Consider the following 23,292-nt stretch of genomic DNA (forward strand, 5'->3'; position numbering starts at 1 on the left):
TCCTTCGCGGGCGTCCCGCCCGTGGGCTTGGCGACGCTTCGCGTCGTCTGCCGGCTGGAAGCCGGCGCTCCCAGTCGCTGGCGCGGCAGCGTTAACAACAGATATTAATATTGACGTTCCCATTTTGATGCCGGTTGGTTCAACCATCTTTGCCCCATGACTACACCCGCACCGAGAGAGCGAGAGAAACCGCGTCCGCGGCTGAAGCCGTTGGCGCTAGTAGTGTGGGGAGTGGTGGCGGCGCTGCTGGGGGTCTCGGCGGCGATCATCGCGCTGTCGCGGGGCGAGCCGGTCAACGCCATCTGGGTGGTGGTCGCCTCGGTGTGCGTCTTCGCGCTGGCCTACCGCTTTCATTCCGCCTGGCTGATGGCGAGGGTGCTCACCCTCGACGAAACCCGGGCCACCCCGGCGGTGGCCTTCGAGGACGGCAAGGACTTTGTGAAGACGCACCGCTGGGTGGTCTTCGGGCACCATTTCGCGGCCATCGCGGGGCCCGGGCCGCTGGTCGGGCCGGTGCTCGCCGCGCAGTTCGGCTACCTGCCCGGGTTGCTGTGGATTCTCGTCGGCGCGACCCTCGGCGGGGCGGTGCACGACTCGATTGTCCTGTTCTGCTCGATCCGGCGGCGGGGCAAGTCGCTCGGGCAGATGGTGCGCGAGGTCGGGCCTTCGCCGGCGCGGTCGCGCTGGTCGGCACGGTGGCGATTCTGGTCATCATCATCGCGGTGCTGGCGCTGGTGGTGCGGGCCTTGGCGGAGAGTCCCGGGGCTGTTCACCATCCGGCCACCGTGCCCATCGCCATGCTCGGGCGTGGGGCTCAAGTCGGGCAAGGTGCACGTGGGCTTCAGCGCCTTCGGCGTGGTCATGCTGCTTTTGTCGGTGGTGGCAGGCAAATGGATCCAGGGCACCGCGCTGGAGGGCTGGCTGACGCTGGAGGGCCGGCCGCTGGCCTGGGGCATCATGGGCTACGGGCTGCTGGCCAGCGTGCTGCCGGTCTGGCTGCTGCTCGCCCCAAGGGATTACCTGAGCACGTTCATGAAGATCGGCGCGGTGGCGCTCCTGGGCGTGGCGATCATTTTTCTGGCGCCGACCCTGCACATGCCCGCGCTGACGCGCTTCGTCGACGGAACCGGACCGGTGTTCGCCGGGAAGGTCTTCCCGTTCTGTTTCATCACCATCGCGTGCGCGGCGGTGTCGGGCTTCCATGCGTTGATCTCGTCGGGGACCACGCCGAAGCTGCTGGCGAAAGAGAAGGACATCCGGGTGGTGGGCTACGGGGCAATGATCACGGAGATGCTGGTGGGGGTGATGGCGCTGATCGCGGCGTGCGCCATGCAGCCCGGCGAGTATTTTGCCATCAACATGGCCGGGACGCCCGCGGAGGTGACCGCGCAGGTCACGGAGCTCGGTTTCCCGGTGAGCGAGGCGCAGATGGAAAAACTCGCCTCCGACGTGGGCGAGAAGACCATGATCGGGCGCACCGGGGGAGCGCCGACCTTTGCGGTGGGCATGGCGCGGATGTTTTCGAGCGTGCTGAAAAACCCCACGGCGATGGCCCTGTGGTATCACTTCGCGATCATGTTCGAGGCGCTGTTCATATTGACGACCATCGACGCGGGCACGCGGGTGGGGCGTTTTCTGGTGCAGGATTTGTTGGGCGGGATATGGCGGCCGCTGGGCAACACGCGCTCGACCGCGGCGAGCTGGGCGGCGAGCGTGCTGTTCGTGGCGGCCTGGGGCTGGTTTTTGTATCAGGGCGTGGTCGATCCCCACGGGGGCATCAACTCGCTGTGGCCGATCTTCGGGGTGGCCAACCAGCTGCTGGCGGTGATCGCCCTGTCGCTGGGCGCGACGGTGCTCATCAAGATGGGCCGGGCGCGCTACGCGTGGGTGGCGTGGCTGCCGCTGGCCTGGCTGCTGGCGGTGACGATGAGCGCGGGCTGGCAGAAAATCTTCGCGGCCGACCCACGGCTGGGCTTCCTGAGCGCGGCGCGCAGCCTAGCCGAAAGAATCGACGCGGGCGCGGCCTCGGGCGCGCCGCCCGGGCAGCTCGCGCAGTGGCGCCACCTCCTGCTCAACCAGTACGTGAACACCGCGGTGACCGCGAGCTTCCTCATCCTGGTCCTGCTCATCCTCGCCGCCTCCGCTCGCTCCTGGTGGCTCATGCTCGCCAGCAGGCAATCCATCCCCCTCCGCGAGGAACCGCGCATGCAGGCGGCGGCGAGCGGCGAATAGCGCGCGTTGCCGCTGGCGGAAGCGGCGGGTTGGGTGGCACGGGCGTCTCGCCCGTGTTTTTGGGGTTTTCACGAAGAAACACGGGCGAGACGCCCGTGCCACCCAACCCGCCGCATACCGTGCTTCCCGATAAAAACGCGCCGCGAACAATCGGCATCGTTCGCGGCGCGGACGTGTGAAACGCCGGCATCAAATCCCGGCCGTGCGGCTCAGCTCACCGCGATCTTGCGCGGCTTGCGCGATTCCGCCTTCGGGAGCGTGGCGCGCAGCACGCCGTCGGTCAGCTCGGCGCGGATTTTCTCCACGTCGATCGCATGGTCGTGATGCAATTCCAGCACGAAGGGCCGGTCGGTCGTCTCGCGATGCAGCGCCGTCCACCCCTGCGGCTGCCGCCACGTGCGGCCGCCGCGGATGACGAGCACGCCGTCATGATCGGTGATGTCGAGCGAGTCCTTGCCGACGCCGGGCAGTTGCACGGTGAGCGACCAGGCGTCGTCGCCGGCGGATTTCACCTCATAATAAGGACGAATGCCGGGCGTCTGCGCCGCGCTGTCATTGTTGCGGTCGGCTGCGGCAGGCTGGCGTTTGAACGAGGGAATAAGTGAGTTGAGCAGTGTCATGTTGGTTTCCTCCTGATGTGTGTGTTTATGGTTGGTTGATTTCTATTGCGGAGTGTCGTTGATGTGCGCCGGACGCCGGCGGGTTAGTTGACCGAAATCGCGACCTTGCGCGGCTTGGCCTCTTCCTTTTTCGGCAGCGTGACAGTGAGCACGCCGTTCTCGCTGGTCGCGGTGACCTTGTCTTCCTCCACGCTGTCGGGCAGGCTGAGCGAGCGGCTGATGGAGAAAGTCTCGCCGCCGTCTTCGCCCTCGGTTTTGCGCGTGGCGGAGATGTTCAGGTAGCCGTCCACGATCTCGACGTTGATGTCGGAGCGGGCGATGCCGGGCAGGTTGGCGCGCACGTAGGTGTTCCCCTCGTCCTCGTAGAGGTCGAGCGGGAAATGCCCGTCGTCGCGGATGTCGCCGCCGCTGCCGAGCACGGATTCGAACCAGCGGTCGACTTCGCTTTCCAGTCCGGCCCACGGGCTGCGACCGGCGAAGGCGAGGCTGCGGATGTCGGGCTGCGTGTAGTGTATGAGTCTCATGGTGTCTGTCCTTTCTTTTGGTGAGTTTGAGTGAATTGGTTTTTCTAACCGATGGCACTCGTTCAGCCGGATCGATGCCGGGAGGTCGCTCGCAACAAGCCTGTGCCCGTGAGCGACTTGTTTTCCGAAGGGCGGGCGCGGTGCGAAAAAATGTCCGCCTGCGTGTCACGGGTTCCGGGAAAAAACGGCACGGTCGCCCCGGCGCGGTTTGCGCAATCGCGGAAACGCTCTTGGCTTTGCGCCGGCGGATTTGTTATCCACCTCCCCAACGTGAACAACGAGGCCCAGCTCACGCTCTTCGATCTGCTCGCGCCGCAACACGGCGTGCACAAAGGCCCCTCGTCGTCGCATCCCTCCGTCCCGCCGCCGTCCATGCCGGCTCCTCCTCCGTCGCCGCCGGTCCCGCCGCGCCAACCGCAACCGCCGCAGCCTGCGCCGCCTCCGCTCGTGCTCTCTCCCACCCCGCCGGACACGGGGGACGACGCTCCGCAAATCCTCTTCGAACGCAGCCACCGCGCGCGCAACTACCGGCTCACGCTCCGGCGTGACGGCGTCGCGGTCGCCACCATCCCCGCACGCGGCAGCGAACGCGAGGCCCGGCGCTTCGTCAACGAGCACCTCGACTGGCTCCGGCGCGCCCGGGCGCGCCAGCGGCGGCGTCCGCGCGGCGCGGAAATCTGGACGCCCGGCACCCATGTCCTCTGGCGCGGATCGCTGCGCGCGATCGAGCGCGCCGGAGACGCGCCCGCGGACCGGCCCGCCGTGCTGCTCGGCGCGGAGCGTTTCCGCGTGGCGCGACTGGATGGCGATTTGCGCGCGACGCTGGAGGCGCATTTCCAGCGGCGCGCCCGCGTGGAGCTGCCCGCGCGCACCTGGCAGCTCGCCAGCGAGACCGGCGTCCCCGTGCGCGAGGTCACGGTGCGCAACCAGCGCACACGCTGGGGCTCCTGCTCGTCGTCGGGCGTGATTTCGCTGAACTGGCGGCTCGTGCAAACCCCCGACAGCGTGCGCGACTACATCATTTACCATGAGCTGATGCACTTGAAGGAAATGAACCACTCGCCCCGTTTTTGGGCGCGCGTCGGCGAAGTCTGCCCCGGCTGGCGCGACGCCGAGCGCTGGCTCAAGGAGAACGGCAGCCTGCTCGGCCTCTGAAGCGGCCCCGTTCGCGCCAGCGGCCCTGATTGATTTCCGAACCGCGCCGGCCCCGGGATCATCCGCGTCCGCCCGGAGCGAAATCTCATCGCAAACAACGTCGTTTGCATTAAACAGGATGCCCATGAACTCCCGTATTTTCACGCTCGCCATCGCGCTGCTCGGCCTTCCGGTTCTTGCCGTCGCCGGGGATCGCCGGCCATCAAGCCCGGATTCCAACGCAAATATCCAGCAACTGCTGGAGTTTCAACGCCAGCAGCAGGCCGACCGCGAGGCCTTTGCCCGCGCCTTCACCGCGGTGACCCAAGCCTCCTCGCCGCTGGAAAGCGTGACCAACGCGCTCGTGGCGGAAGTGCTCGCCCTCCGGCGCGACAACGACGCGCTCCGCGCGGAACTCGACGCCTTGAAAACCACCGTCAAGACGATGCAGGAAACGCAGGGAACGGCGGACAAAGCGGCGAAATAATCTTGGGGATTAGAACGAAACCGGGGTTTCGCCCCAAAATGGCGGAACGGCCTCCGTGTCGTCCGCATCGCCGGCAAAGTGATTCTCCATCGTGAATGCCATCCGGCGCGCCCCGCGCCGCGGCGTTTGCCGGCAGGGTCTTTTTTTTGCACTCGTCTTCGATTTTGATGTCACTTGTGTTCCACTTTTTCTGTTTTTGTCCCGATAGCCTCTCCGCACATCGATTCAAATGATTCCCTTCCGCCTAAAACTCATCCGACGCTGCGCCTTGGTCGTCGCGATGATCGGGATTGCGGCGGCGGGAATGGCCCAGCCGGCGCCGGACCGCGACGCGATTTCCCAACTGCAAGCCGCCCTGCCCGAGCGAAGCCTGCCGGGGCTCGATAGCCTGTTGCGCCGGGCGCTCGTAAACGCGCCCGAAGTCATCATGCGCGAATGGGCGCTCGCCGAGGCCGAGGCCAACACCCTTGTCGCCCGCGCGCCCATGCTCCCGCGCCTCGAGGCTTGGGCGAACGCCGGTGTGACATATGAACAGCGCAAGGAAACGTTGGACAGCAACCGGACACTGGAGGCCGTCCTCTACAACGTCGGCTTCTACCAGCCCGTCTTTCATTGGGGCGCGCTGGCCCAAAACTATCAGATCGGGAAACTGCGCCAGGCCATCTCCGAACGCAACATCTCCGAGACCCGGCGCCTGCTCGCGCTCGACATCCGCAGGCGCTACTTCGACCTGATGCTCGCAAAGAACGGTCTTCAGATCGCCCGCCAAAACCAGACTCGCGCCGAAGAGGAATACAAACAAATGGAGCAGTTGATCGCCGACGGCGTGCAGGCGGCGGGCGCGCTCGACGGCCCGCGCCGCAACCTCGACATCATCCGCCCCGAGGTGCGAAGGCAGGAGGTCGAGTACAACATGCTTCGCGAAAGCCTGCTGCGGCTCGCCGGCGTCACCGAGGCCGATCTCGACACCCTGCCGGAATCACTGCCGCCCTTCGGCAACCTCGACGCCGCGCTCGCGGCGCTCGTCAACACGCAAACAATCGCGATATCGAACAATCTCGCCGGTCTCAAAGACCAGATCGAGGTCGAGCGCCTGAATTATAAAATCCAGAAAACCCGCCTATATCCCAAATTCGGCCTCAGCCTTTCCGTCACCCAGGAAAACCGCTCGCCGGACAACAACGTCCTCGGTCCGAAATCGCTCATCACGAGCTGGAACGCGTTCGGCACCGTGAACTGGCGCATATTCGACAGCCAGGAAACGAAGGGGCTCCAGCTCGCCTCGCTCAACCGCCTGCGCGCGCTCGAAGTGAGCCGCGTGCAGACGGAAAAGCAGGAGGGCAGCGAGCGCGAAGCCGAGGCGCTGCGCCTGCAACTCCAGTGGGAGCGCCTGAAAAACACGGAGCTGGACCTGGGCCGCGCGCGGGGAGGACTGGAATTGACCGAGCACGATTTCGCCAACGGCTGGGCGTCGTCGCGCGCCGTGGAAGACACCCGCGCCCACCTGGCCAACGTGCTCCAGCAAACCAACGCCGAGCGCGCCGCGTTTGCCTCCGCGCTGGCGGCCTGCCTGTCCAACCGCGGGCGCGACCCGGCGGTGACCGGCGGAGGAAATTTTTAATGAAGTCGAAGACACTTTTGATAGCGCTCGCCGTGCTTCTCCTCGCCGGGGCGGCCGGCTGGGGAATATATTATCAGACACTGCCCGTCGCGGTGATGGACGCGGCCAGGCGCGGCGCCGCCGTGCGCATCGTCCCGGCCAACATATTGGTGAGCGAGTCCTTTAACATGGACATTAAAAGCGAGGCGGGCGGGCGCATCGTCGCCAGCCATGTCCAGCTCGGCCGCGAGGTGAAGGCCGGCGAGGTTTTATATCAAATCGACACGCGCGACCTGGAATTGGAAATCGAGCGCATAGAGTCGGAATACAAAGCCCTGAAGGCGCGCATCGCCATCGGCTCGGCGACGCGCTTCGAGGTCGCGACGGCGGAGGAAAACGTGCGCAACAACACGCGCCTCGTCGAGCAGGGCCGCGTGGCGCCCATCGACCTGGAACGCTCCAAGCGCGTCGTCGAGCAACTCAAGGACCGTCTCGCCAACGAGGAAATCAGCAATCAGCAGGCGCTCGAAAGCTACGAGAACACGCTGAAGCTGAAACGACGCATGCTGGAAAAGATGAGCGTGACCGTGGCGAATGACGGCACCATCGCGGAAATCTTTACGCGCACGGGCGACCTGATCGGCGGCGGGCAGGTGCTGGCGCGGGTCATTTCCAAGGAACGATTGGTGCAGGCGCAGATCAGCGAGGAAAATTTCGCGGGCGTGCGCCCGGGACTGCCGGTGAACGTGCAACTGCTCGGCTACGGCGGGCAGTTGTTCAAGGCCGGGGTCGAGCGCGTGCTGCCCAACGCGGACGAAAAAACCAAGCGTTACATCGCCTACCTGAAAGTTGACATGGCGGACGAATTGCTGGTCCCCGGCCTGACCGGCGAGGCCAGCATCACCGTGGACAGGCACGAGAACGCCCTGCTGGCCGACCGCCGCGGCGTGCTGGGCAACTCGGTCTTCACCGTGCGCGACGGGCGCGCGTGGCTGAAACCCGTGAGCACCGGGTTTGCGGGGCTCGATTATATTGAAATTCTCGACGGGCTCGCGGAAGGCGACGCGATCATCATCGATTCGCCGTCCGGATTCCGCGACGGACAGCGCGTGCGGGTGGCAAAGGCCCCGGAACGCCGGTAATGCTCACCAACCTCAAGATCGCGCTGCGGTTCCTGCTGGCCAAGCGGCGCTCCATGATGATGAGCCTCACGGGCATCGCGTTCGGCGTGGGCTTTATTATTCTCACCCAGGCGGTCACGACGGGCTTCCAGGAATTTTTTATCCGCACGATCCTGGGCACGGACGGCGCACTGCGGGTGGAGGACAAGTTTCAGGCGACGGTCGTGAACATGAGCGCGATCGACTCCGACGGGCGTTATGCCGGCGGCGTGGAAGTCGAGAGCAACCGGAAATATCAGGAGGGAGTCGCGGAGCCGGGACGGCTGATCGACGCGATCAAACGCTTTCCCGACGTAAGCGGCGTGTCGGAGGTGCTGCGCGGCAACGTGAGCATCCAGTCCGCGACGCGCGAGGAATCGGGGCAGGTGTATGGCATCGAATTGGAAAATCACATGGCCGTGTCCGACATCGGGCGCCAGATCGTGGTGGGAAACATGGACGATTTTCGCAAGGCCCCGGCCGGCGTGCTGGTGGGCTCGGCGCTCGCGAACCGGCTCCGGTTGCGCCCGGGCAATTCTGTCCTGATCTCCTACGGCGGCCAGTCCACCCGCTACCGCGTGTCGGCGATCTATGAAACCGGCATCCGCGACATCGACAAGGTGCGCGTGTTCATGCACCTCGGCGAGGCGCGCGTGCTGCTGCACAAACCCTACGGCGCGTCGTATCTGCAAGTCGGATTAAAAAACTCCGACCGGGCGCCGGAAATCGCGCGGCAGATCGAGATGATCGCGAGCCATCGCGCCGCCAGCTGGCAGGAGCGCGAAAAGGTGTGGCTCGATGTCTTCCGGTTCTTCCGCATCCTCGCGGCGATCACGGTGTTCACCATCATCGTGGTGTCGGGCCTGGGCATGTTCAACACGCTTGCGATGATCGTGATGGAGAAGACGAGGGAGATCGCCATCCTGCGCTCGATGGGCTACACGCGCATGGATATCGCGTTCGTATTCATGTTGCAGGGCGGGCTGGTGCTCGCGGCGGGCATCGCGCTCGGGTGGATGTTCGGCGCGCTGAGCACATGGGGCGTGTCGAGCGTGCCGGTCAGCGTGCGCGGCATCTTCTCCACCGACCACATCGTGGTGGCGTGGGATTTCGCGCATTATGCCGGGGCGGCGCTGGCGTCGTCGGTGGTGGTGTTGATCGCGAGTTGGATGCCGGCGCGCCGGGCGGCGCTGCTGGAGCCCGCGGCCATTATCCGGGGGGCCTCGCAATGAGCATGGCCGCATCTGGAAACAAGATGAAAAACGAGGCGATCCGCTGCGCGCGCCTCACGCGCTACCTGGGCGCGGGCGACGCGCGCGTGCATGTGCTGCGCGAGGTGTCGCTGGCGGTGGAGCCGGGCACGGTGTCGGCCATCGTCGGACCGTCGGGCTGCGGCAAAAGCACGCTGCTGTATCTGCTGGGCCTGCTGGACCGGCCGGATGGCGGCGAAATCTGGATCGCGAACGAGAATCTCGCGCAGGCCGGCGACGAAAAACGCACGCAGGTGCGCAACGAGCACATCGGCTTCGTCTTCCAGTTCCATTTCCTGCTGCCCGAGTTTTCCGCGCTGGAAAACGTGATGCTCCCCATGCGAAAACTCGGCCGCGCCACCCCCGCGCAAATGACCGCGCGCGCCGCCCAACTGCTGGACGCCGTCGGGCTCGGCGAAAAGACCCACCGGCTGGCCAACCAGCTCTCCGGCGGCGAGCAGCAGCGCGTGGCAATCGCGCGCGCCCTCGCAAATCAGCCCTCAATTATTCTCGCAGATGAGCCGACTGGAAACCTTGACGTGAAAAACTCCGGCATGGTTTTCGATCTGCTCACCCGCCTCGCCAAGGAAAACGGCCAGGCCATCATCCTCGTCACGCACAACCCCGACATCGCCGGGCGGTGCGATTTTTTACATCCCATGCGTGATGGTGTATTCGTATAACCCCTTTTTTTTCGATTATGATTTTACAAATATACTCGTAAAAAATGTTAGCAACATTACCATGCTGTATCAGCCTTATTGACAAAGCTGTGAAAATGCCACCTATTCGCAAGTCACTGGCTCAAGCGATCTCCTTTTTAATGAGTCGTGTATCCATGTTCTTTGATTTTCGCAAAATATGTTGTAGCGTATCTCAACTTACTTCGTGAAAGCCAATTCAGTCTGATTTGTCTGGCACTTCTGCCGGGCGAGTTGTCTGATTCATGGATACTAAGTCACCCAAACAGAACTACCACAAATAACACCAATGAAACCAACGTGTAAAAAAAACATGCGCGCATTGCGCAGCCTGGCCCTCGGCCTGACGGTGCTTTTTACGGCGAGCCTCTCGGCTAAGCCCCCGGCACAAAACTATCCGCAATATCCTCATCGTGATGGGACCGCCCAGACAACCGTCACGGCCCAACCCGCCACGAGCACGCAGACCTCGTCATACTCGTCGTCCTACACGAGTGCGTCCTCCTCTGAAAGCTCCGCCGCGGCGGCTTCGGCGACCTCGTCCTCGTCGGCCGCCTCCTCGTCCGCCGTGGCCGGGGCGGCGCTTGGCTCCCGCTTCGACTCGAATCTCTACACGGTTGAAAAGATACTCGTGAGCGCCCCCGGCCAGGTCGGCGCCGAATACAGCTACATCCTGCGTGTCACCGCGCTCGCCAACATCACGGACGTCAACATCTCCGAGACGCTTCCCGACGGGCTTGATCTCGTGAGCACCACCCCTCAGGCCACGCGCGACGGCCGGATCCTCCGCTGGGCCGCGCTCCCCTCGATGAGCGCCGGCCAGGTCGAGGAAAAGACCATCGTGGTGAAACCCACGCGCGAAGGCGATTTCCTGACGACTTCCAAGGTCTGCATCGATCCCGTCGTCATTCTCCCGCTGCGCGCCGGCACCCCGCGCCTCGCGCTCACCAAGACCGGACCGGCCACCGCTGAAGTCGGCAGCCAGTTTGCCTATGACATCACTGTCACCAACAACGGCACCGCGGACGCGAACGATGTCGTGATTGTGGACAACCTGCCCTCCGGCCTCAGCAGCTCCAGCGCGACCACCTTCCCGGTCGGCACCCTCGCGGCTGGCCAGAGCCGCACGGTCAGCGTGCCCGTCACCGCGGACAGCGCCGGTGAATACGTGAACAACGCCAGCGTGACCGCCAGCAACGCCGCCGCCACCGCCGCCTCCGCACCGACCAGGATCGTGACCTCGCGCATCAAGGTCGAAAAGACCGGACCGGAGCGCCTCTTCGTTTATGGTGACGCGACCTACAACATCACCGTCACCAATGACGGCGATGTCGCTCTCGAAAACATCACTGTCACCGACAACCTGCCCAAGAACGTCACCCTTGTCTCCGCCTCCGGCACCCCGAGCAACCAAAGCAAGGACCGCGTGGTCTGGACCATCCCGAACCTCGCCCCCGGCCAGAGCCTGACCGACTCGGTCACCATCAGCAGCAGCCAGCCGCAGACCACCACCAACAGCGTCACGGCCCGCGCCTCCAACGCCAAGGTCTCCGACACCGCCAGCGCGACCACCATCTGGGAAGGCGCCCCCGGCGTGCTGACCGAGATCGTGGACAACGTTGACCCGATCCGTGTCGGCAACGAGGTCGTCTACACCATCACCATCACCAACCAAGGCACCTTCCGCGAGGTCAACAGCCAGGTCCGCGTGGTCTTCAGCGATGAGATCACCCCGGTCTCCGTCACCGACCAGACCGCCACGATCAACGGCAAGGAAGTGGTTCTCCCGGATGTGGTCATCAAGCCCAAGGGCAAGACCCAGTTCAAGATTCACGCGAAGGCCGCCCAGTCCGGTGTCGCCACGACCCGCCTCGAGTTCAACTCCTCCTTCCTCCCCCGTCCGATGGTCAAGGAAGAGACAACCTTCGTTTACTAAGCCTCGCACCAAATAAACACACTGGGGCGCCTGTCTTCGGACAGGCATTACTCCCCGCCCGAAAAACCGGCGCCTAGTGTCTTTCCTAAAACCAAACAATGAGAACTACATTATCAATCATCGCACTTGCCCTCGCCGCCACCACCCTTGGCGCGCAGCAAGCCACCGAATGGACCGGTTCCGCGGACATCCGCTATACCGGCAAATACGTGTTCCGTGGCGCCCAGAAATCCGGACAGGCCCTCCAAGCCAATGTCGAGTTCAACCCGATCGGCGACGGTTTTTATGTCGGAGGCTGGTTCAACCAACCCTTCGATAGCGACTGGGACAACGAATTCGACCTCTTCGGCGGTTACCGCTACGAATACAAGGGAATCCAATTCGATGCCGGCCTCACCGGGTTTTTCTATCCGCAGGCCGACAACGAGAACACCGATTATTCGTATGAGATTGCCCTCGGCGCCAGCTATAACCTTGGCTCGCTCTGGGAAGCGCTCGACGGTCTGGGCGTCTCCGGCTACACCTACTACGACATCCGTCTCGAAACCCTCACCTTCGAGCTTTCGTCCGGTTATCGTTTTCCCTTCCAGCTCGCCCAGTTCAAGGCCAGCGCGGATGCCAGCGTCTTTGTCGGCTACAGCGATGCGGGTGACTACTATCCCGACGCGCCTGGCTCGAGCGTAAAGGACACATGGGTCTACTATGGAGCCACCTTGAGCACCACGGTCTGGTTTAACGAGACCTTGTCGGCCACCGCTGGCGTCCAATATGGCACCGCGAACAACCGCTCCGATCTGACGGCTGGCGGTCATGACCTCACCAACAAGGTGTGGGGATTCGTCGGCGTCGGCCTGAAGTGGTAATTCTTTCCTCCAAGAGGGTTCTCGCTTTTCGGGCGAGAACCCTTTTTTATTTTCAGAGCATTTCTCGGATAAACTGCAACTGCCCTAAACAGGCAAAACCTGAACAGAAAACCCGGTTGGATGGCTAGGCGAAGAAAAAACGGAAAAAACAATAACCTTCTGATTGTGATAGTATTGCTGCTATTGCTTCTGGTGGGTTACCTGGCTTTTTTCTGGTCGCCGGGCAAGGTCGCGACCGGTGCCTCGACCCCGCCTGCGTATCCTCCCTCATCCGCAGCCAGCCCGGTGAGCGGTGCACTCCCCGCCCCCTCGATTACTTTCCAGCTTCCCGTCTGGCCGGCCCCCCCGGCCACAGACATACCCCCACCGCCGGCGGCGGCCACCCCGCAGCAACCGGCCGCCACCGCGATCCCGCCGCCGCGTGTCAGTGTGCCGCCCGTCGAGACCGCTCCCGCGCGCACCGTCACCACCGCACAACCGCCCGCGCGAACAACACCTGCACCTCCCGCGCGCCAAGTCACCGTCCCGCGCCGTCCGGTTGCCCCCACGCGCCCGCCTCCGGCCGCCATCACACCCTTCTCAGGACGCTATGCCATCGTAGTCGAAAAAGGCATGAGTCCAGACGGCAGCCGGTATCTGCTGCGCTGCACTAATCCCGAAGGCCAGGGAGAGTATATTTTCGAAGTGGACGCCCAGACCTTCGGCGAGGCCGCTCCCGGCCTGATGTATCATCCCGGCAAGATTGCCGGCTGGCGCCTCATTTCCTCTCGATAACCGACGGGGAACAGGCTGCACGGCAACCTGCTTGATGGGCGCATTACTCATCTGATTTCTCGCATCCCTTTCCCTCGGTCAACTACGGGGGATATAAAGGAGAAGCTAAAATCTGAAAGATTTTTCAGGAAAAGCTTGTCTTCAAATTGAAGGCTGTTTTGGCTCCGCGACATTAAACCATATTAAAACAGTAGGAATATGAGTCTCATCACCCATGAAATCGCTCAGATTTATCACTCCGCCAGATCGGTGGCTGAGTTGTTGGGATTTCAAGAGTGTAGTCGCTAATCAGTTACCGAATCATCCCCAAAAGCCATCTTTACCCTGTTTTGTCCTTCACCACTCCGCTAACTCAAATAATCCAAATCATTACCATGAAACCTAATTCACTCATGTCTCGTTTTTTTGTATTTCTATCCATACTCGCAATCCTTGCCGTCGCGCCCTTTGCCAGCGCAAAGAACATTGAGTTGCTCAACGTCTCTTACGACCCGACGCGCGAGCTCTACGTCGATTTCAATACCGCCTTCGCCCGCTACTGGAAGGACAAGACCGGCGACAATGTCACCATCAAGCAGTCTCACGGCGGCTCCGGCAAGCAGGCCCGCACCGTCATCGACGGGCTCCGCGCCGATGTGGTCACGCTCGCACTGGCCGCCGATGTCTCCGCGCTCCACGACAAGGCCGACCTGATCCCCGCCGACTGGCAGAAACGCCTCCCTCACAACTCCGCGCCTTACACGAGCACCATCGTGTTTCTCGTCCGCGCCGGTAATCCGAAAAATCTCAAGGACTGGGGCGACCTCATCAAGCCCGGCGTCCAAGTCATCACGCCCAACCCGAAGACCTCCGGCGGCGCGCAATGGAATTTCCTCGCCGCTTGGGAATACGGCCGGCGCCACTTCGGCGGCGATGACGGCGCGCGCGACTTCGTGACCAAGCTCTACAAAAACGTGCCCGTGCTCGATGCCGGCGCGCGCGGCTCGACCACCACGTTTGTCCAGCGCGAAATCGGCGACGTGCTCCTCGCCTGGGAAAACGAGGCCTTTCTCTCGCTGAAGGAATTCGGCAAGGAAAAATTCGATATCGTCGTGCCTTCGCTCAGCATCCTCGCGGAGCCGACCGTGACCGTCGTGGACAAGGTCGTCGACCGCAAAGACACGCGCGAAGTCGCCGAGGCTTATCTGAATTATCTCTACTCCGACGAGGGGCAGGACATCGCCGGGAAACATTTTTATCGTCCGACCTCCGAGAAGGCGAAGGCGAAATACGCCACCCAGTTCCCGAAGGTCGATCTCATCACCATTGACGGCGCTTTCGGCGGCTGGCCCAGCGCGACCAAGACCTACTTCGTCGAAGGCGCCATCTTCGACCAGATCTTCCAGAAAAAATAATCCGGGAAGGCCCGAAAGCCCAATCGCGAATGAGCGCGAACCGGCGCGAATCGAAAAACAATGCCACGAAACCGCCGTCCCGCCTCCATTCGCATTCATCCGCGACCAGGCACCGCACACTCAACTCCATGAGCACGCATCTTTTCTCCCGCTTTTCAACCGTCACCAACGCCGCCGCGCCGGCGATTCCGCCCGCGGTCGCGCCGGATGCGCGCGCGTTTGCCGAACAGCTCAGCTCGCTCTATGCACTCTCGCACCGCTCCGATTACGTCTTCGGTTCTCCGCTCGGGCCGTTCTATCACCGGGCTCACTCGCTCCATATTCCTCGATTCGTTTATTTCGGCCCCAACTCGCACGATGAATCCCTCCGCCTCGCCTTCCATGCGGGCTTTGAGAGCGCGGATCTACGCGGTTCGCTCGCGCTGCTGCACTTGGTCGAGGGTCTCTCGCGCGCGCCCGATCTCGGCCAGGGACTGAACCTCTCCTTCTTTCCGCTCGTCGATGTCGCCAGCCTTTTCCACGGCGCGACCGGCCGCGACCTTTCACGCGCCGCCTGGAGTCATTCGCGCGCGCCCGAAATCGACCTGTTGCAAAAGGACGCCCGCGCCCGCGGCTACCACGGCTTCGTGCGCATCGAAACCGGGCGCGATTTCGACGGCATCGGCGTGCGTCTCCGCGACCACGCCGACGAGTTCATCAGCACGACCGGGGTCGAACTCGTCAACTCCGCCGACTTCGAGCCGCTGTCCGTCCGCTGGGAGGCCGATGCCGACCGCGATGCCCCCGTGCTCGACGGCCCGCTGACCATCGGCGACGACCTGCCCTTCCGCGCGTTTGAACTCACGCTACACGTCCCCGATGCCTGGGACAGCGCGACCTACAGCGAGGCCGTCGCCACCGTGTTGAAACGCTTCATCCTCCACTATCGCGGCCACCATGCCTACGGCCTGCATCTGTGACCGCGCCAAAAGAATCCATCCTCAACCGAAAAACCCCGGCGTCCGCTTGCCACATGGTTCAACTAGCCACCACTTCTCCCGTGCGCGATTTACACGACTTGCTTGACCCGCTGCTCGAACTGGCCGAGCAGAGCCACGACGTCATCGGCTCGATGGCCGGGACGTTTCGCGTCGGAAGCGCGCGCTATGGCATCCCGCGCTTTGTGTTTGTCGGGCCGCCCGCCGCCCATGAGCCCATCCGCCTCGGTCTTTTTGCCGGCATTCATGGCGACGAACCCGCGGGCTGCGAGGCGCTCGTGCGCTTCCTCTGCGATCTGGCGGAGAGCCCGGAGGACGTGGCCGGCTACGATCTCATCGTCTATCCCATCTGCAATCCCACCGGCTACGAGGACAACACGCGGCATAATTTCTCCGGACGCGACCTCAACCGCGAATTCTGGCGCGGCTCGCTCCAGCCCGAGGTGCGCATCCTCGAGCGCGAACTGCGGGCGCATCGCTTCGACGGCCTCATCACGCTCCATGCCGACGACACCTGCGACGGCGTTTACGGCTACACGCACGGGCGCGTGCTGAACGAGGCCCTGCTCCGGCCCGCACTCGATGCCGGCGCGCGCCACCTGCCGCGCGACACCCGCCCGCACATCGACGGCTTCACCGCCGCCGAAGGCATGATCTGCGAGTGTTTCCAAGGGGTGCTGGCCGCGCCGCCCGAACAGGCGCCCCGCCCGTTCGACGTGATTTTCGAAACCCCCGCCCTCGCGCCGCTCCCGCTGCAAGTCGAGGCATCGGTCGCCGCGCTTCATTCCATCCTGGCGCAATACCGCCAGTTCATCGCCTACGGCCAGTATCTCTGATGTCCCTTTTCCGCCGCCAACGCTCGGCCTTGCCGGGCCTCAACCTCACGCTCGGCTTCACCGTCTTTTACCTCGGCCTCATCGTGCTCCTGCCGCTCTCCGCCGCGTTCATCCGCACCTTCGGCATGACGTGGGAGGAATTCGTGGCGGCCGTTTCCTCGCCGCGCGTGTTCGCGTCCTATCGCATCACGTTTTTCGCGTCCTTCGCCGCCGCGCTCGTCAACATGGTCTTCGGCCTCGTCGTGGCGTGGGTGCTCACGCGCTACAGCTTTCCCGGCAAGCGCCTCGTGGACGCGCTGGTGGACCTGCCCTTCGCGCTACCCACAGCCGTCGCCGGCATCGCGCTCACGAGCATTTATGCGAAAAACGGCTGGGTCGGCACCTGGTTCGATCCGGACGGCCGCATGTTCCAAAAGCTCTTCGCGCACGAAGGACTGCTGGGCCGGCTCACCGGGCTCGACCTTTCCGGCGCAAAGCTCGCCTACTCGGAAATCGGCGTGTTCATCGCGCTCACCTTCATCGGCCTGCCCTTCGTCGTGCGCACCGTCCAGCCCATCCTCGAGGAACTCGAGCCCGAACTCGAGGAGGCGTCGGCCACCCTCGGCGCCAGCCGCTGGAAAACCGTCACGCGCGTCGTGCTGCCCGAGGTTTACCCGGCGCTCATCACCGGCTTCGCACTGGCCTTCGCGCGCGCCCTCGGCGAATACGGCTCGGTCGTGTTCATCTCGGGCAACATGCCCATGCGCACCGAAATCACCCCCTTCCTCATCATCACCAAGCTCGGCGAATACGACTACCGCGGCGCGACCGCCATCGCCGTCGTCATGCTGCTCGCGTCGTTCGTGCTGCTGCTGCTCATCAACCTCCTCCAGAAATGGAGCCGCCGCCATCAGGCGGTTTGAGCCCCGTCCGTTTTCGCCGCCATGTCCGCCGCCATCGCCTCCACGCTTGCCAGCCGCCGCGCCGCCGCCGCCCAGCCGCGCGCCACTCACGACGCGCCCTGGGTGCGCTGGCTCCTGATTTTCACCGCGCTCGGTTTCATCACCGCGTTTCTCGTGCTGCCGCTCGTTGCCGTATTCACCGAAGCACTACGCTCGGGCGTCGGCACCTATTTCGCCTCGATGGTCGATCCCGACGCGCTGGCCGCCATCCGCCTCACGCTGCTCACCGTGGTGTTTGCCGTGCCCGCGAACCTCGTTTTCGGCGTCGCGGCGGCGTGGGCCATCGCGAAGTTCAACTTCCCCGGCAAAAGCCTGCTCACCACGCTCATCGACCTGCCCTTCGCCGTGTCGCCCGTCATCGCGGGCCTCATCTTCGTGCTGGTTTTCGGGCTGCACGGCTGGTACGGCCAGTATCTCAACGCCGCCGATCCTTGGCTCCCGGGGTTGCGCGACTGGCTCGCCGCGCGCGACATCCGCATCGTGTTTGCCACGCCCGGCATCGTGCTCGCCACCGTGTTTGTCACCTTCCCCTTTGTCGCGCGCGAACTCATTCCCGTCATGCAGGCGCAGGGCAACGACGAGGAGCATGCCGCGCTCACGCTCGGCGCGAGCGGCTGGCAGACCTTCTGGCGCGTCACGCTCCCCAACATCAAATGGGGCCTCTTCTACGGCGTGATCCTCTGCAACGCCCGCGCCATGGGCGAATTCGGCGCCGTCTCCGTCGTGAGCGGGCACATCCGCGGCGAGACCAACACCATGCCCCTGCACGTGGAAATCCTCTACAACGAATACCAGTCCGCCGCCGCGTTCTCCGTGGCCTCGCTCCTCGCGCTCCTTGCCATCGTGACCCTCGTCGCCAAGACCATCATCGAACGCAAAGCCACCGCGGTGGACAAGTGACAAGTAGCAAGTAACAGGAAAAGAAACTCCCAAATTCCAAAACACCGCCTCCCATCAGTCCCATTTGTCCCATCGCCCCATCTTTCCGCAATCCGTATTCCGCAATCCGCACTTCAGATGAGCATCACCGCCACCGGCATCAGCAAAACCTTCGGGCACTTCGCCGCGCTCGACAACGTCAGCCTGCACGTGCCCGCCGGCAAACTCGTCGCGTTGCTCGGCCCGTCCGGCTCCGGCAAAACCACGCTCCTCCGTATCATCGCCGGGCTGGAGTTTGCCGATGCCGGCAGCGGGCACATCGCCTTCCACGGCGAGGACGTCACCCGCGTGCCCGCCGGCAAACGCGGCGTCGGCTTTGTTTTTCAGCACTACGCGCTCTTCCGCCACATGACCGTGTTTGACAACGTCGCCTTCGGCCTGCGCGTGCGTCCCCGCGCCCGGCGCCCCGCCCGCGCCGAAATCGCCGAGCGCGTCAACGAGCTTCTCCACCTCGTGCAGCTCGACGGGCTCGACCGCCGCTTCCCCAGCCAGCTCTCCGGCGGCCAGCGCCAGCGCGTCGCCCTCGCCCGCGCCCTCGCCGTCCGCCCGCGCGTGCTGCTCCTCGATGAACCCTTTGGCGCGCTCGACGCGAAAGTCCGCAAGGAACTCCGCCGCTGGCTCCGCAAATTCCACGAGGAAATCCAGCTCACCACCGTCTTTGTCACGCACGACCAGGAGGAGGCCCTCGAAATCGCCGACGAAGTCGTCATCATGAACAAGGCCCGCATCGAGCAAGTCGGCGCGCCGCAGGACGTTTACGACCGCCCGGCCTCGCCCTTCGTGCACAAGTTCATCGGCGACGTGAACATCCTGCGCGACAGCGCCGCCTGGGGCGCCACCGGCCCCATCCACGACAACGGCCGCCTCGCCGCCGACGGGCTCGTTTACGCCCGTCCCCACGAGATCGAGGTGCTTCCGCACGACCCTTCCGCCACCGGCGTCGCCGCCGTGCTTCGCTACGCGCACACCGCCGGCCCGCACCCGCGCCTCACCTTCGAAATCCTCTCCTCCCGGGAGCAAGTCGAGGCCGAGATCTCCCGCACCGAACTCGCCGCCCTCAACCTGCGCCCAAACGATCTCGCCCATCTCCGCCTCCGCCCGGCCCATACGTTCCAAGACTATTCCATTTGACCCGCCAACCGCGATCGCCTCGCCCGCGCCCGCCTCCGGCGACCTCTTCACCTGCAATAAAATCCGCGTTAATCTGCCTTCAATTTCCTGCTTTAATAGTTGAATTTCCTCATTTTTATAGTAATAAACCCAATAAACATAAGAAACCCTCCCACTCAACCCAACCACTACCATGGCCAAAATATACAACGACATCACCGAAACCATCGGAAACACGCCCCTCGTGCGTCTTAACCGCACCGCCGCCGCGCATGGCGCGCAGGCTGACATCCTGCTCAAGCTCGAATTCTTCAACCCGCTTTCCAGCGTGAAAGACCGCATCGGCTTCGCGATGGTGGACGACGCGCTCAAGTCCGGCAAAATCAACAAGGATTCCGTCCTCATCGAGCCCACCTCCGGCAACACCGGCATCGCGCTCGCCTTCGTCGCCGCCGCGAAGGGCCTCAAGCTCATCCTCACGATGCCCGAGACCATGTCGCTCGAACGCCGCAAGCTCCTCAAGGTGCTCGGCGCCCGCCTCGTCCTCACCGAGGGGCCGAAAGGCATGAAAGGCGCCATCGCCAAGGCCGAGGAACTCGCCGCGAAGATCCCGAACAGCGTCATCCTCCAGCAATTCGCCAACCCCGCCAACCCTGCCATCCACCGCGCCACCACCGCCGAGGAAATCTGGCGCGACACCGACGGCGCGGTTGACATCGTCGTGTCCGGCATCGGCACCGGCGGCACCATCACCGGCATCGGCGAAGTGCTCAAGGCGCGCAAGCCCGGCGTGAAAATCGTCGCGGTCGAGCCCGACGCCTCGCCCGTCCTCTCCGGCGGCCAGCCCGGCCCGCACAAGCTCCAGGGCATCGGCGCCGGCTTCGTCCCCTCCGTGCTCAACACGAAAATCTACGACGAAGTCATCCGCGTGAAGGACACCGACTCCGGCCCGATCTCGAAACAAGTCAACACGCTCGACGGCATTCCGATCGGTATCTCGTCCGGAGCGGCCGTGTGGGCCTCGCTCGAGCTGGCGAAACGCCCGGAAAACAAGGGCAAGAAGATCGTGGCGATCATTCCGTCCGCCAGCGAGCGCTACCTCTCCACCTGGCTCTTCGCCGACATCAGCGCCGAGTCCGACTCCATCGAGGATCTCATCCCGGCCGGGGTGTAATCCGCCCGAAAAATCTTTCTCTTTCTTCTTTATCTTTCCTCTTTCTCCTCCTGCCGCCTTCGAAGTTTTCGGTGGTTTTGGGGAGAAAAGAGTTTCCGCCGAAGCGAGAAGCCTGACAAGATAAAGGGGAAGAAAGATAAAAAAACGCCGCGTCGCATCCGCGGCGTTTTTCGTTTTTTCGTGCCATCCGCGCCCGTCCGTGTTCCCGATTAAGCACGATGCGTTTTCACAAATACCACGCCCTCGGCAACGACTACATCGTCCTCGATCCCTCGGACTTTCCCTCCTGGCAACCCGCGCCCACCGCCGGGCAAATCCGCGTCGTCTGCCATCGCAATTTCGGCGTCGGCTCGGACGGCATTCTCTGGGGTCCGCTGCCCTCGAAAAACAGCGATTTCGGCCTGCGCATTTTTAATCCCGACGGTTCCGAGGCCGAAAAATCCGGCAACGGCCTGCGCATCTTTTCGCGCTTTCTGTTCGACCAAAAACTCGTCGCCGGCGCCGGCAATATGGAACGCGGACGGCCCGTCCGCCATTCCGCGGACGAGCTGTCCGCATTCCAGACCGGCGCCGCCTTCACCATCGAAACGCCCGGCGGCCAGGTCCGATCCGTCATCAAGGAAAACGGCCGTCTCATCACCGTGGCGATGGGCCGGGTGAGTTTCGACAGCGCGAAAATCCCCGTCGCGCCCGCCGGCGCGTCGCGCGAGGTCGTCAACGAAACCCTCGCCGCCGGCGGGCGCAACTTCACGTTCTGCGCCGCCACCATCGGCAATCCGCATTGCGTGCTCCCGCTGCCCGACGCCGAGGTGACCGCCGCGCTCGCGCATCGCTTCGGCCCGCACATCGAAACCCATCCGCTTTTCCCGCACAAAACCAACGTCCAGTTCCTCAGCGTGCTCAACCGCGCCAATATCCGCATCGAAATCTGGGAGCGCGGGGCGGGTTACACGCTCGCCTCCGGCAGCAGCTCCAGCGCCGCCGCCGCCGTCGCGCACCGGCTCGGCCTGGTTGACCGCAACGTCACCGTGCACATGCCAGGCGGCAAAATCGGCATCGAGATCGGCGACGGCTTTTCCATCCTGATGACCGGCACCGTCAACAAGGTCGCCGACGGCGAAATGCATCCCGACCTGTTTGAAATAAACGTCTAGATATTAACGAAGGTGATGCGGAGGGGGTGCGGGATTGCGTGGCATGGGCGTCCTCGCCCATGTGTCCGTGGGTTTGCGGCGCGGAGCGCCGTCCACGGGCGAGTCGCCCGTGCCACTCGACCCGACCTCCGCTTTCCGCAGTTAAAAATCAAAACCAACAAAGTGAACCTAGTTCACCCCCAGCAAAACCAGCAGGATGCCGCCGGAAATGGCCGTGCCGAACACGCCTGCAAGATTCGGTCCCATCGCGTGATAAATCAGATAATTGCGGGGGTTGGCCTGCGTCCCCACTTGATGGGAGACACGCGCGGCAATGGGCACGGAGGCGATGCCGGCCGAACCGATCAGCGGGTTGATTTTGTTCTTGAGGAAAAGGTTCATGATCTTGGCCGTGACCACACCGGAGGCAGTGCCGAAAACGAACGCGATCAAACCGAGCCCGATAATTTGAAGCGTCTTGGCCGTAAGGAAGGTTTCAGCGGTCATGGTGGACCCGATGGCCGTCGTGAGCACGAGCGTGATGACGTTCAGCAACGTTCCTCCCGCGGTTTCGGCCAGGCGTCCCACCAACAATGATTCGCGCAGGAGATTGCCCAGCATCAGCATGGTGACAAGAGGAGCGACCGGCGGAAAACACAGGTTGACGATCATCGCGATCACGATCGGAAACAGGATTTTTTCGAGGCGGCTGACCGGACGCATCTGCTTCATGCTGATCTGGCGTTCTTCATTGGTGGTCAGCAGCCGCATGACGGGAGGCTGGATCAGGGGCATGAGCGCCATGTAGGAATAGGCGGCCACCGATACTTGCGGTAACAAGTGCGGCGCCAGTTTCATGGTGACAAAAATCGCCATCGGGCCGTCCGCCCCGCCGATGATTCCGATGGCGCCCGATTCCGGCAGCGAAAAGCCGATCGCTTGGGCCAGGATGAACGCCACAAAGATGCCCAAGTGCGCACCGGCGCCCAGAATGACCAGCTTGGGGTTGGCAATCATCGGGCCAAAATCGGTCAATGCTCCCACACCAAGAAAGATCAACGGCGGCACGATCAAGGAACTCACCCCCTGATAGGCATAGTGGAAAAGTCCTCCCGGTTGAACCAGGTCCGAACCGGGCACATTGACCACGATGCAGGCAAAGCCAATGCCCAGCAACAAGAACGGCTCGTATTTCTTGGCAATGGCCAGAAAAATCATCGCGCCGCCAATGGCGATCATGACCAGATTGCCCCACCAGAGCTGGGATATCCCCGTCTGCATGACCAGGGCCTTAAAAAGCGAACCAAATTGCTCTATCATAATACGATAAGAAATTAAAAACAAATGCGGGGCATTTGTTTGTCTTTATCAATGCCCGCCGCGCAGCTTGGTTTCGTCAATTTTCCAGCGTTTGTTCACCATCGGCAAAAGGCCGAGCACCACGCCGATAAAGGCGATGATAACAAAGCTGAGGAAAAAATCGATCATGCTGATTATAACAGCACCA

General features: G+C 63.2%; 21 protein-coding genes. 18 read left to right on the forward strand and 3 right to left on the reverse strand.

All coding sequences use genetic code 11. The features are described from left to right. Positions 1-156 precede the first annotated feature (156 nt). Complete coding sequence (locus OH491_RS10500) at positions 157-2,232, forward strand: carbon starvation CstA family protein (protein ID WP_342751013.1); 2,076 nt, start codon at positions 157-159, stop codon at positions 2,230-2,232. A 209-nt stretch (positions 2,233-2,441) separates the two neighbouring features. Here OH491_RS10500 and OH491_RS10505 read toward each other — a convergent pair whose 3' ends face one another. Together OH491_RS10505 and OH491_RS10510 are read right to left on the reverse strand one after the other, a co-directional pair. Then, on the reverse strand, positions 2,442-2,852 hold the full coding sequence (locus OH491_RS10505; protein ID WP_068771449.1) for an Hsp20/alpha crystallin family protein: 411 nt from the start codon (positions 2,850-2,852) through the stop codon (positions 2,442-2,444). Between the two features lie 83 nt (positions 2,853-2,935). After that, positions 2,936-3,376: an Hsp20/alpha crystallin family protein gene (locus OH491_RS10510; RefSeq protein ID WP_068771448.1), complete on the reverse strand. Its 441-nt coding sequence runs from the start codon at positions 3,374-3,376 to the stop codon at positions 2,936-2,938. 270 nt (positions 3,377-3,646) lie between these two features. On the opposite strand from OH491_RS10510, the gene OH491_RS10515 reads away from it, so the two are divergent. From OH491_RS10515 to dapF, 17 genes are all read left to right on the forward strand, one after another. Continuing rightward, positions 3,647-4,531, forward strand: a complete 885-nt coding sequence (locus tag OH491_RS10515; protein WP_334319478.1) for a SprT family zinc-dependent metalloprotease — start codon at positions 3,647-3,649, stop codon at positions 4,529-4,531. 124 nt (positions 4,532-4,655) lie between these two features. Continuing rightward, entirely contained in the window at positions 4,656-4,997 is a 342-nt protein-coding gene (locus OH491_RS10520) for a hypothetical protein (RefSeq protein ID WP_145928929.1), read from the forward strand. Positions 4,998-5,226: 229 nt separating this feature from the next. After that, entirely contained in the window at positions 5,227-6,618 is a 1,392-nt protein-coding gene (locus OH491_RS10525; RefSeq protein WP_068771446.1) for a TolC family protein, read from the forward strand. Next, positions 6,618-7,739: an efflux RND transporter periplasmic adaptor subunit gene (locus OH491_RS10530; RefSeq protein ID WP_068771445.1), complete on the forward strand. Its 1,122-nt coding sequence runs from the start codon at positions 6,618-6,620 to the stop codon at positions 7,737-7,739. Before OH491_RS10525 ends, OH491_RS10530 begins: the two co-directional genes overlap by 1 nt. Further along, on the forward strand, positions 7,739-8,989 hold the full coding sequence (locus OH491_RS10535; RefSeq protein ID WP_068771444.1) for an ABC transporter permease: 1,251 nt from the start codon (positions 7,739-7,741) through the stop codon (positions 8,987-8,989). Before OH491_RS10530 ends, OH491_RS10535 begins: the two co-directional genes overlap by 1 nt. Beyond that, a complete protein-coding gene (locus OH491_RS10540) occupies positions 8,986-9,690 on the forward strand; it encodes an ABC transporter ATP-binding protein (protein ID WP_334319477.1) in 705 nt (234 codons plus the stop codon). Before OH491_RS10535 ends, OH491_RS10540 begins: the two co-directional genes overlap by 4 nt. Positions 9,691-10,021: 331 nt before the next feature. Continuing rightward, complete coding sequence (locus OH491_RS10545; protein ID WP_068771443.1) at positions 10,022-11,644, forward strand: DUF11 domain-containing protein; 1,623 nt, start codon at positions 10,022-10,024, stop codon at positions 11,642-11,644. A 98-nt stretch (positions 11,645-11,742) separates the two neighbouring features. Next, the gene (locus OH491_RS10550) at positions 11,743-12,507 is read left to right on the forward strand and encodes a TorF family putative porin (protein ID WP_068771442.1); all 765 of its coding nucleotides are present in this window, start codon (positions 11,743-11,745) and stop codon (positions 12,505-12,507) included. 174 nt (positions 12,508-12,681) lie between these two features. Continuing rightward, positions 12,682-13,281, forward strand: a complete 600-nt coding sequence (locus OH491_RS10555) for a hypothetical protein (protein ID WP_145928927.1) — start codon at positions 12,682-12,684, stop codon at positions 13,279-13,281. Between the two features lie 374 nt (positions 13,282-13,655). After that, the gene (locus tag OH491_RS10560) at positions 13,656-14,675 is read left to right on the forward strand and encodes a sulfate ABC transporter substrate-binding protein (RefSeq protein ID WP_334319476.1); all 1,020 of its coding nucleotides are present in this window, start codon (positions 13,656-13,658) and stop codon (positions 14,673-14,675) included. Between the two features lie 128 nt (positions 14,676-14,803). Continuing rightward, positions 14,804-15,634, forward strand: coding sequence for a hypothetical protein (locus tag OH491_RS10565; protein WP_068771660.1), 831 nt, complete (start codon positions 14,804-14,806; stop codon positions 15,632-15,634). Between the two features lie 53 nt (positions 15,635-15,687). Continuing rightward, on the forward strand, positions 15,688-16,488 hold the full coding sequence (locus OH491_RS10570; RefSeq protein WP_145928926.1) for a M14 family metallopeptidase: 801 nt from the start codon (positions 15,688-15,690) through the stop codon (positions 16,486-16,488). Next, complete coding sequence (locus OH491_RS10575; RefSeq protein ID WP_068771437.1) at positions 16,488-17,390, forward strand: ABC transporter permease; 903 nt, start codon at positions 16,488-16,490, stop codon at positions 17,388-17,390. The genes OH491_RS10570 and OH491_RS10575 overlap by 1 nt, the downstream gene beginning before the upstream one ends. Before the next feature lie 21 nt (positions 17,391-17,411). Then, positions 17,412-18,329, forward strand: coding sequence for a sulfate ABC transporter permease subunit CysW (cysW, locus tag OH491_RS10580; RefSeq protein ID WP_068771436.1), 918 nt, complete (start codon positions 17,412-17,414; stop codon positions 18,327-18,329). A 117-nt stretch (positions 18,330-18,446) separates the two neighbouring features. Then, on the forward strand, positions 18,447-19,499 hold the full coding sequence (locus OH491_RS10585) for a sulfate/molybdate ABC transporter ATP-binding protein (protein WP_068771435.1): 1,053 nt from the start codon (positions 18,447-18,449) through the stop codon (positions 19,497-19,499). A 172-nt stretch (positions 19,500-19,671) separates the two neighbouring features. Beyond that, the gene (gene cysK / locus OH491_RS10590; protein ID WP_068771434.1) at positions 19,672-20,652 is read left to right on the forward strand and encodes a cysteine synthase A; all 981 of its coding nucleotides are present in this window, start codon (positions 19,672-19,674) and stop codon (positions 20,650-20,652) included. 218 nt (positions 20,653-20,870) lie between these two features. Next, a complete protein-coding gene (gene dapF, locus OH491_RS10595; protein ID WP_068771433.1) occupies positions 20,871-21,806 on the forward strand; it encodes a diaminopimelate epimerase in 936 nt (311 codons plus the stop codon). Between the two features lie 168 nt (positions 21,807-21,974). Here the strand turns inward: dapF and OH491_RS10600 are convergent, their stop codons facing one another. After that, a complete protein-coding gene (locus OH491_RS10600) occupies positions 21,975-23,105 on the reverse strand; it encodes a sodium ion-translocating decarboxylase subunit beta (RefSeq protein ID WP_068771432.1) in 1,131 nt (376 codons plus the stop codon). Positions 23,106-23,292 lie beyond the last annotated feature (187 nt).

The organism is Termitidicoccus mucosus (assembly GCF_038725785.1).
In the GTDB taxonomy this organism is placed as follows: domain Bacteria; phylum Verrucomicrobiota; class Verrucomicrobiia; order Opitutales; family Opitutaceae; genus Termitidicoccus; species Termitidicoccus mucosus.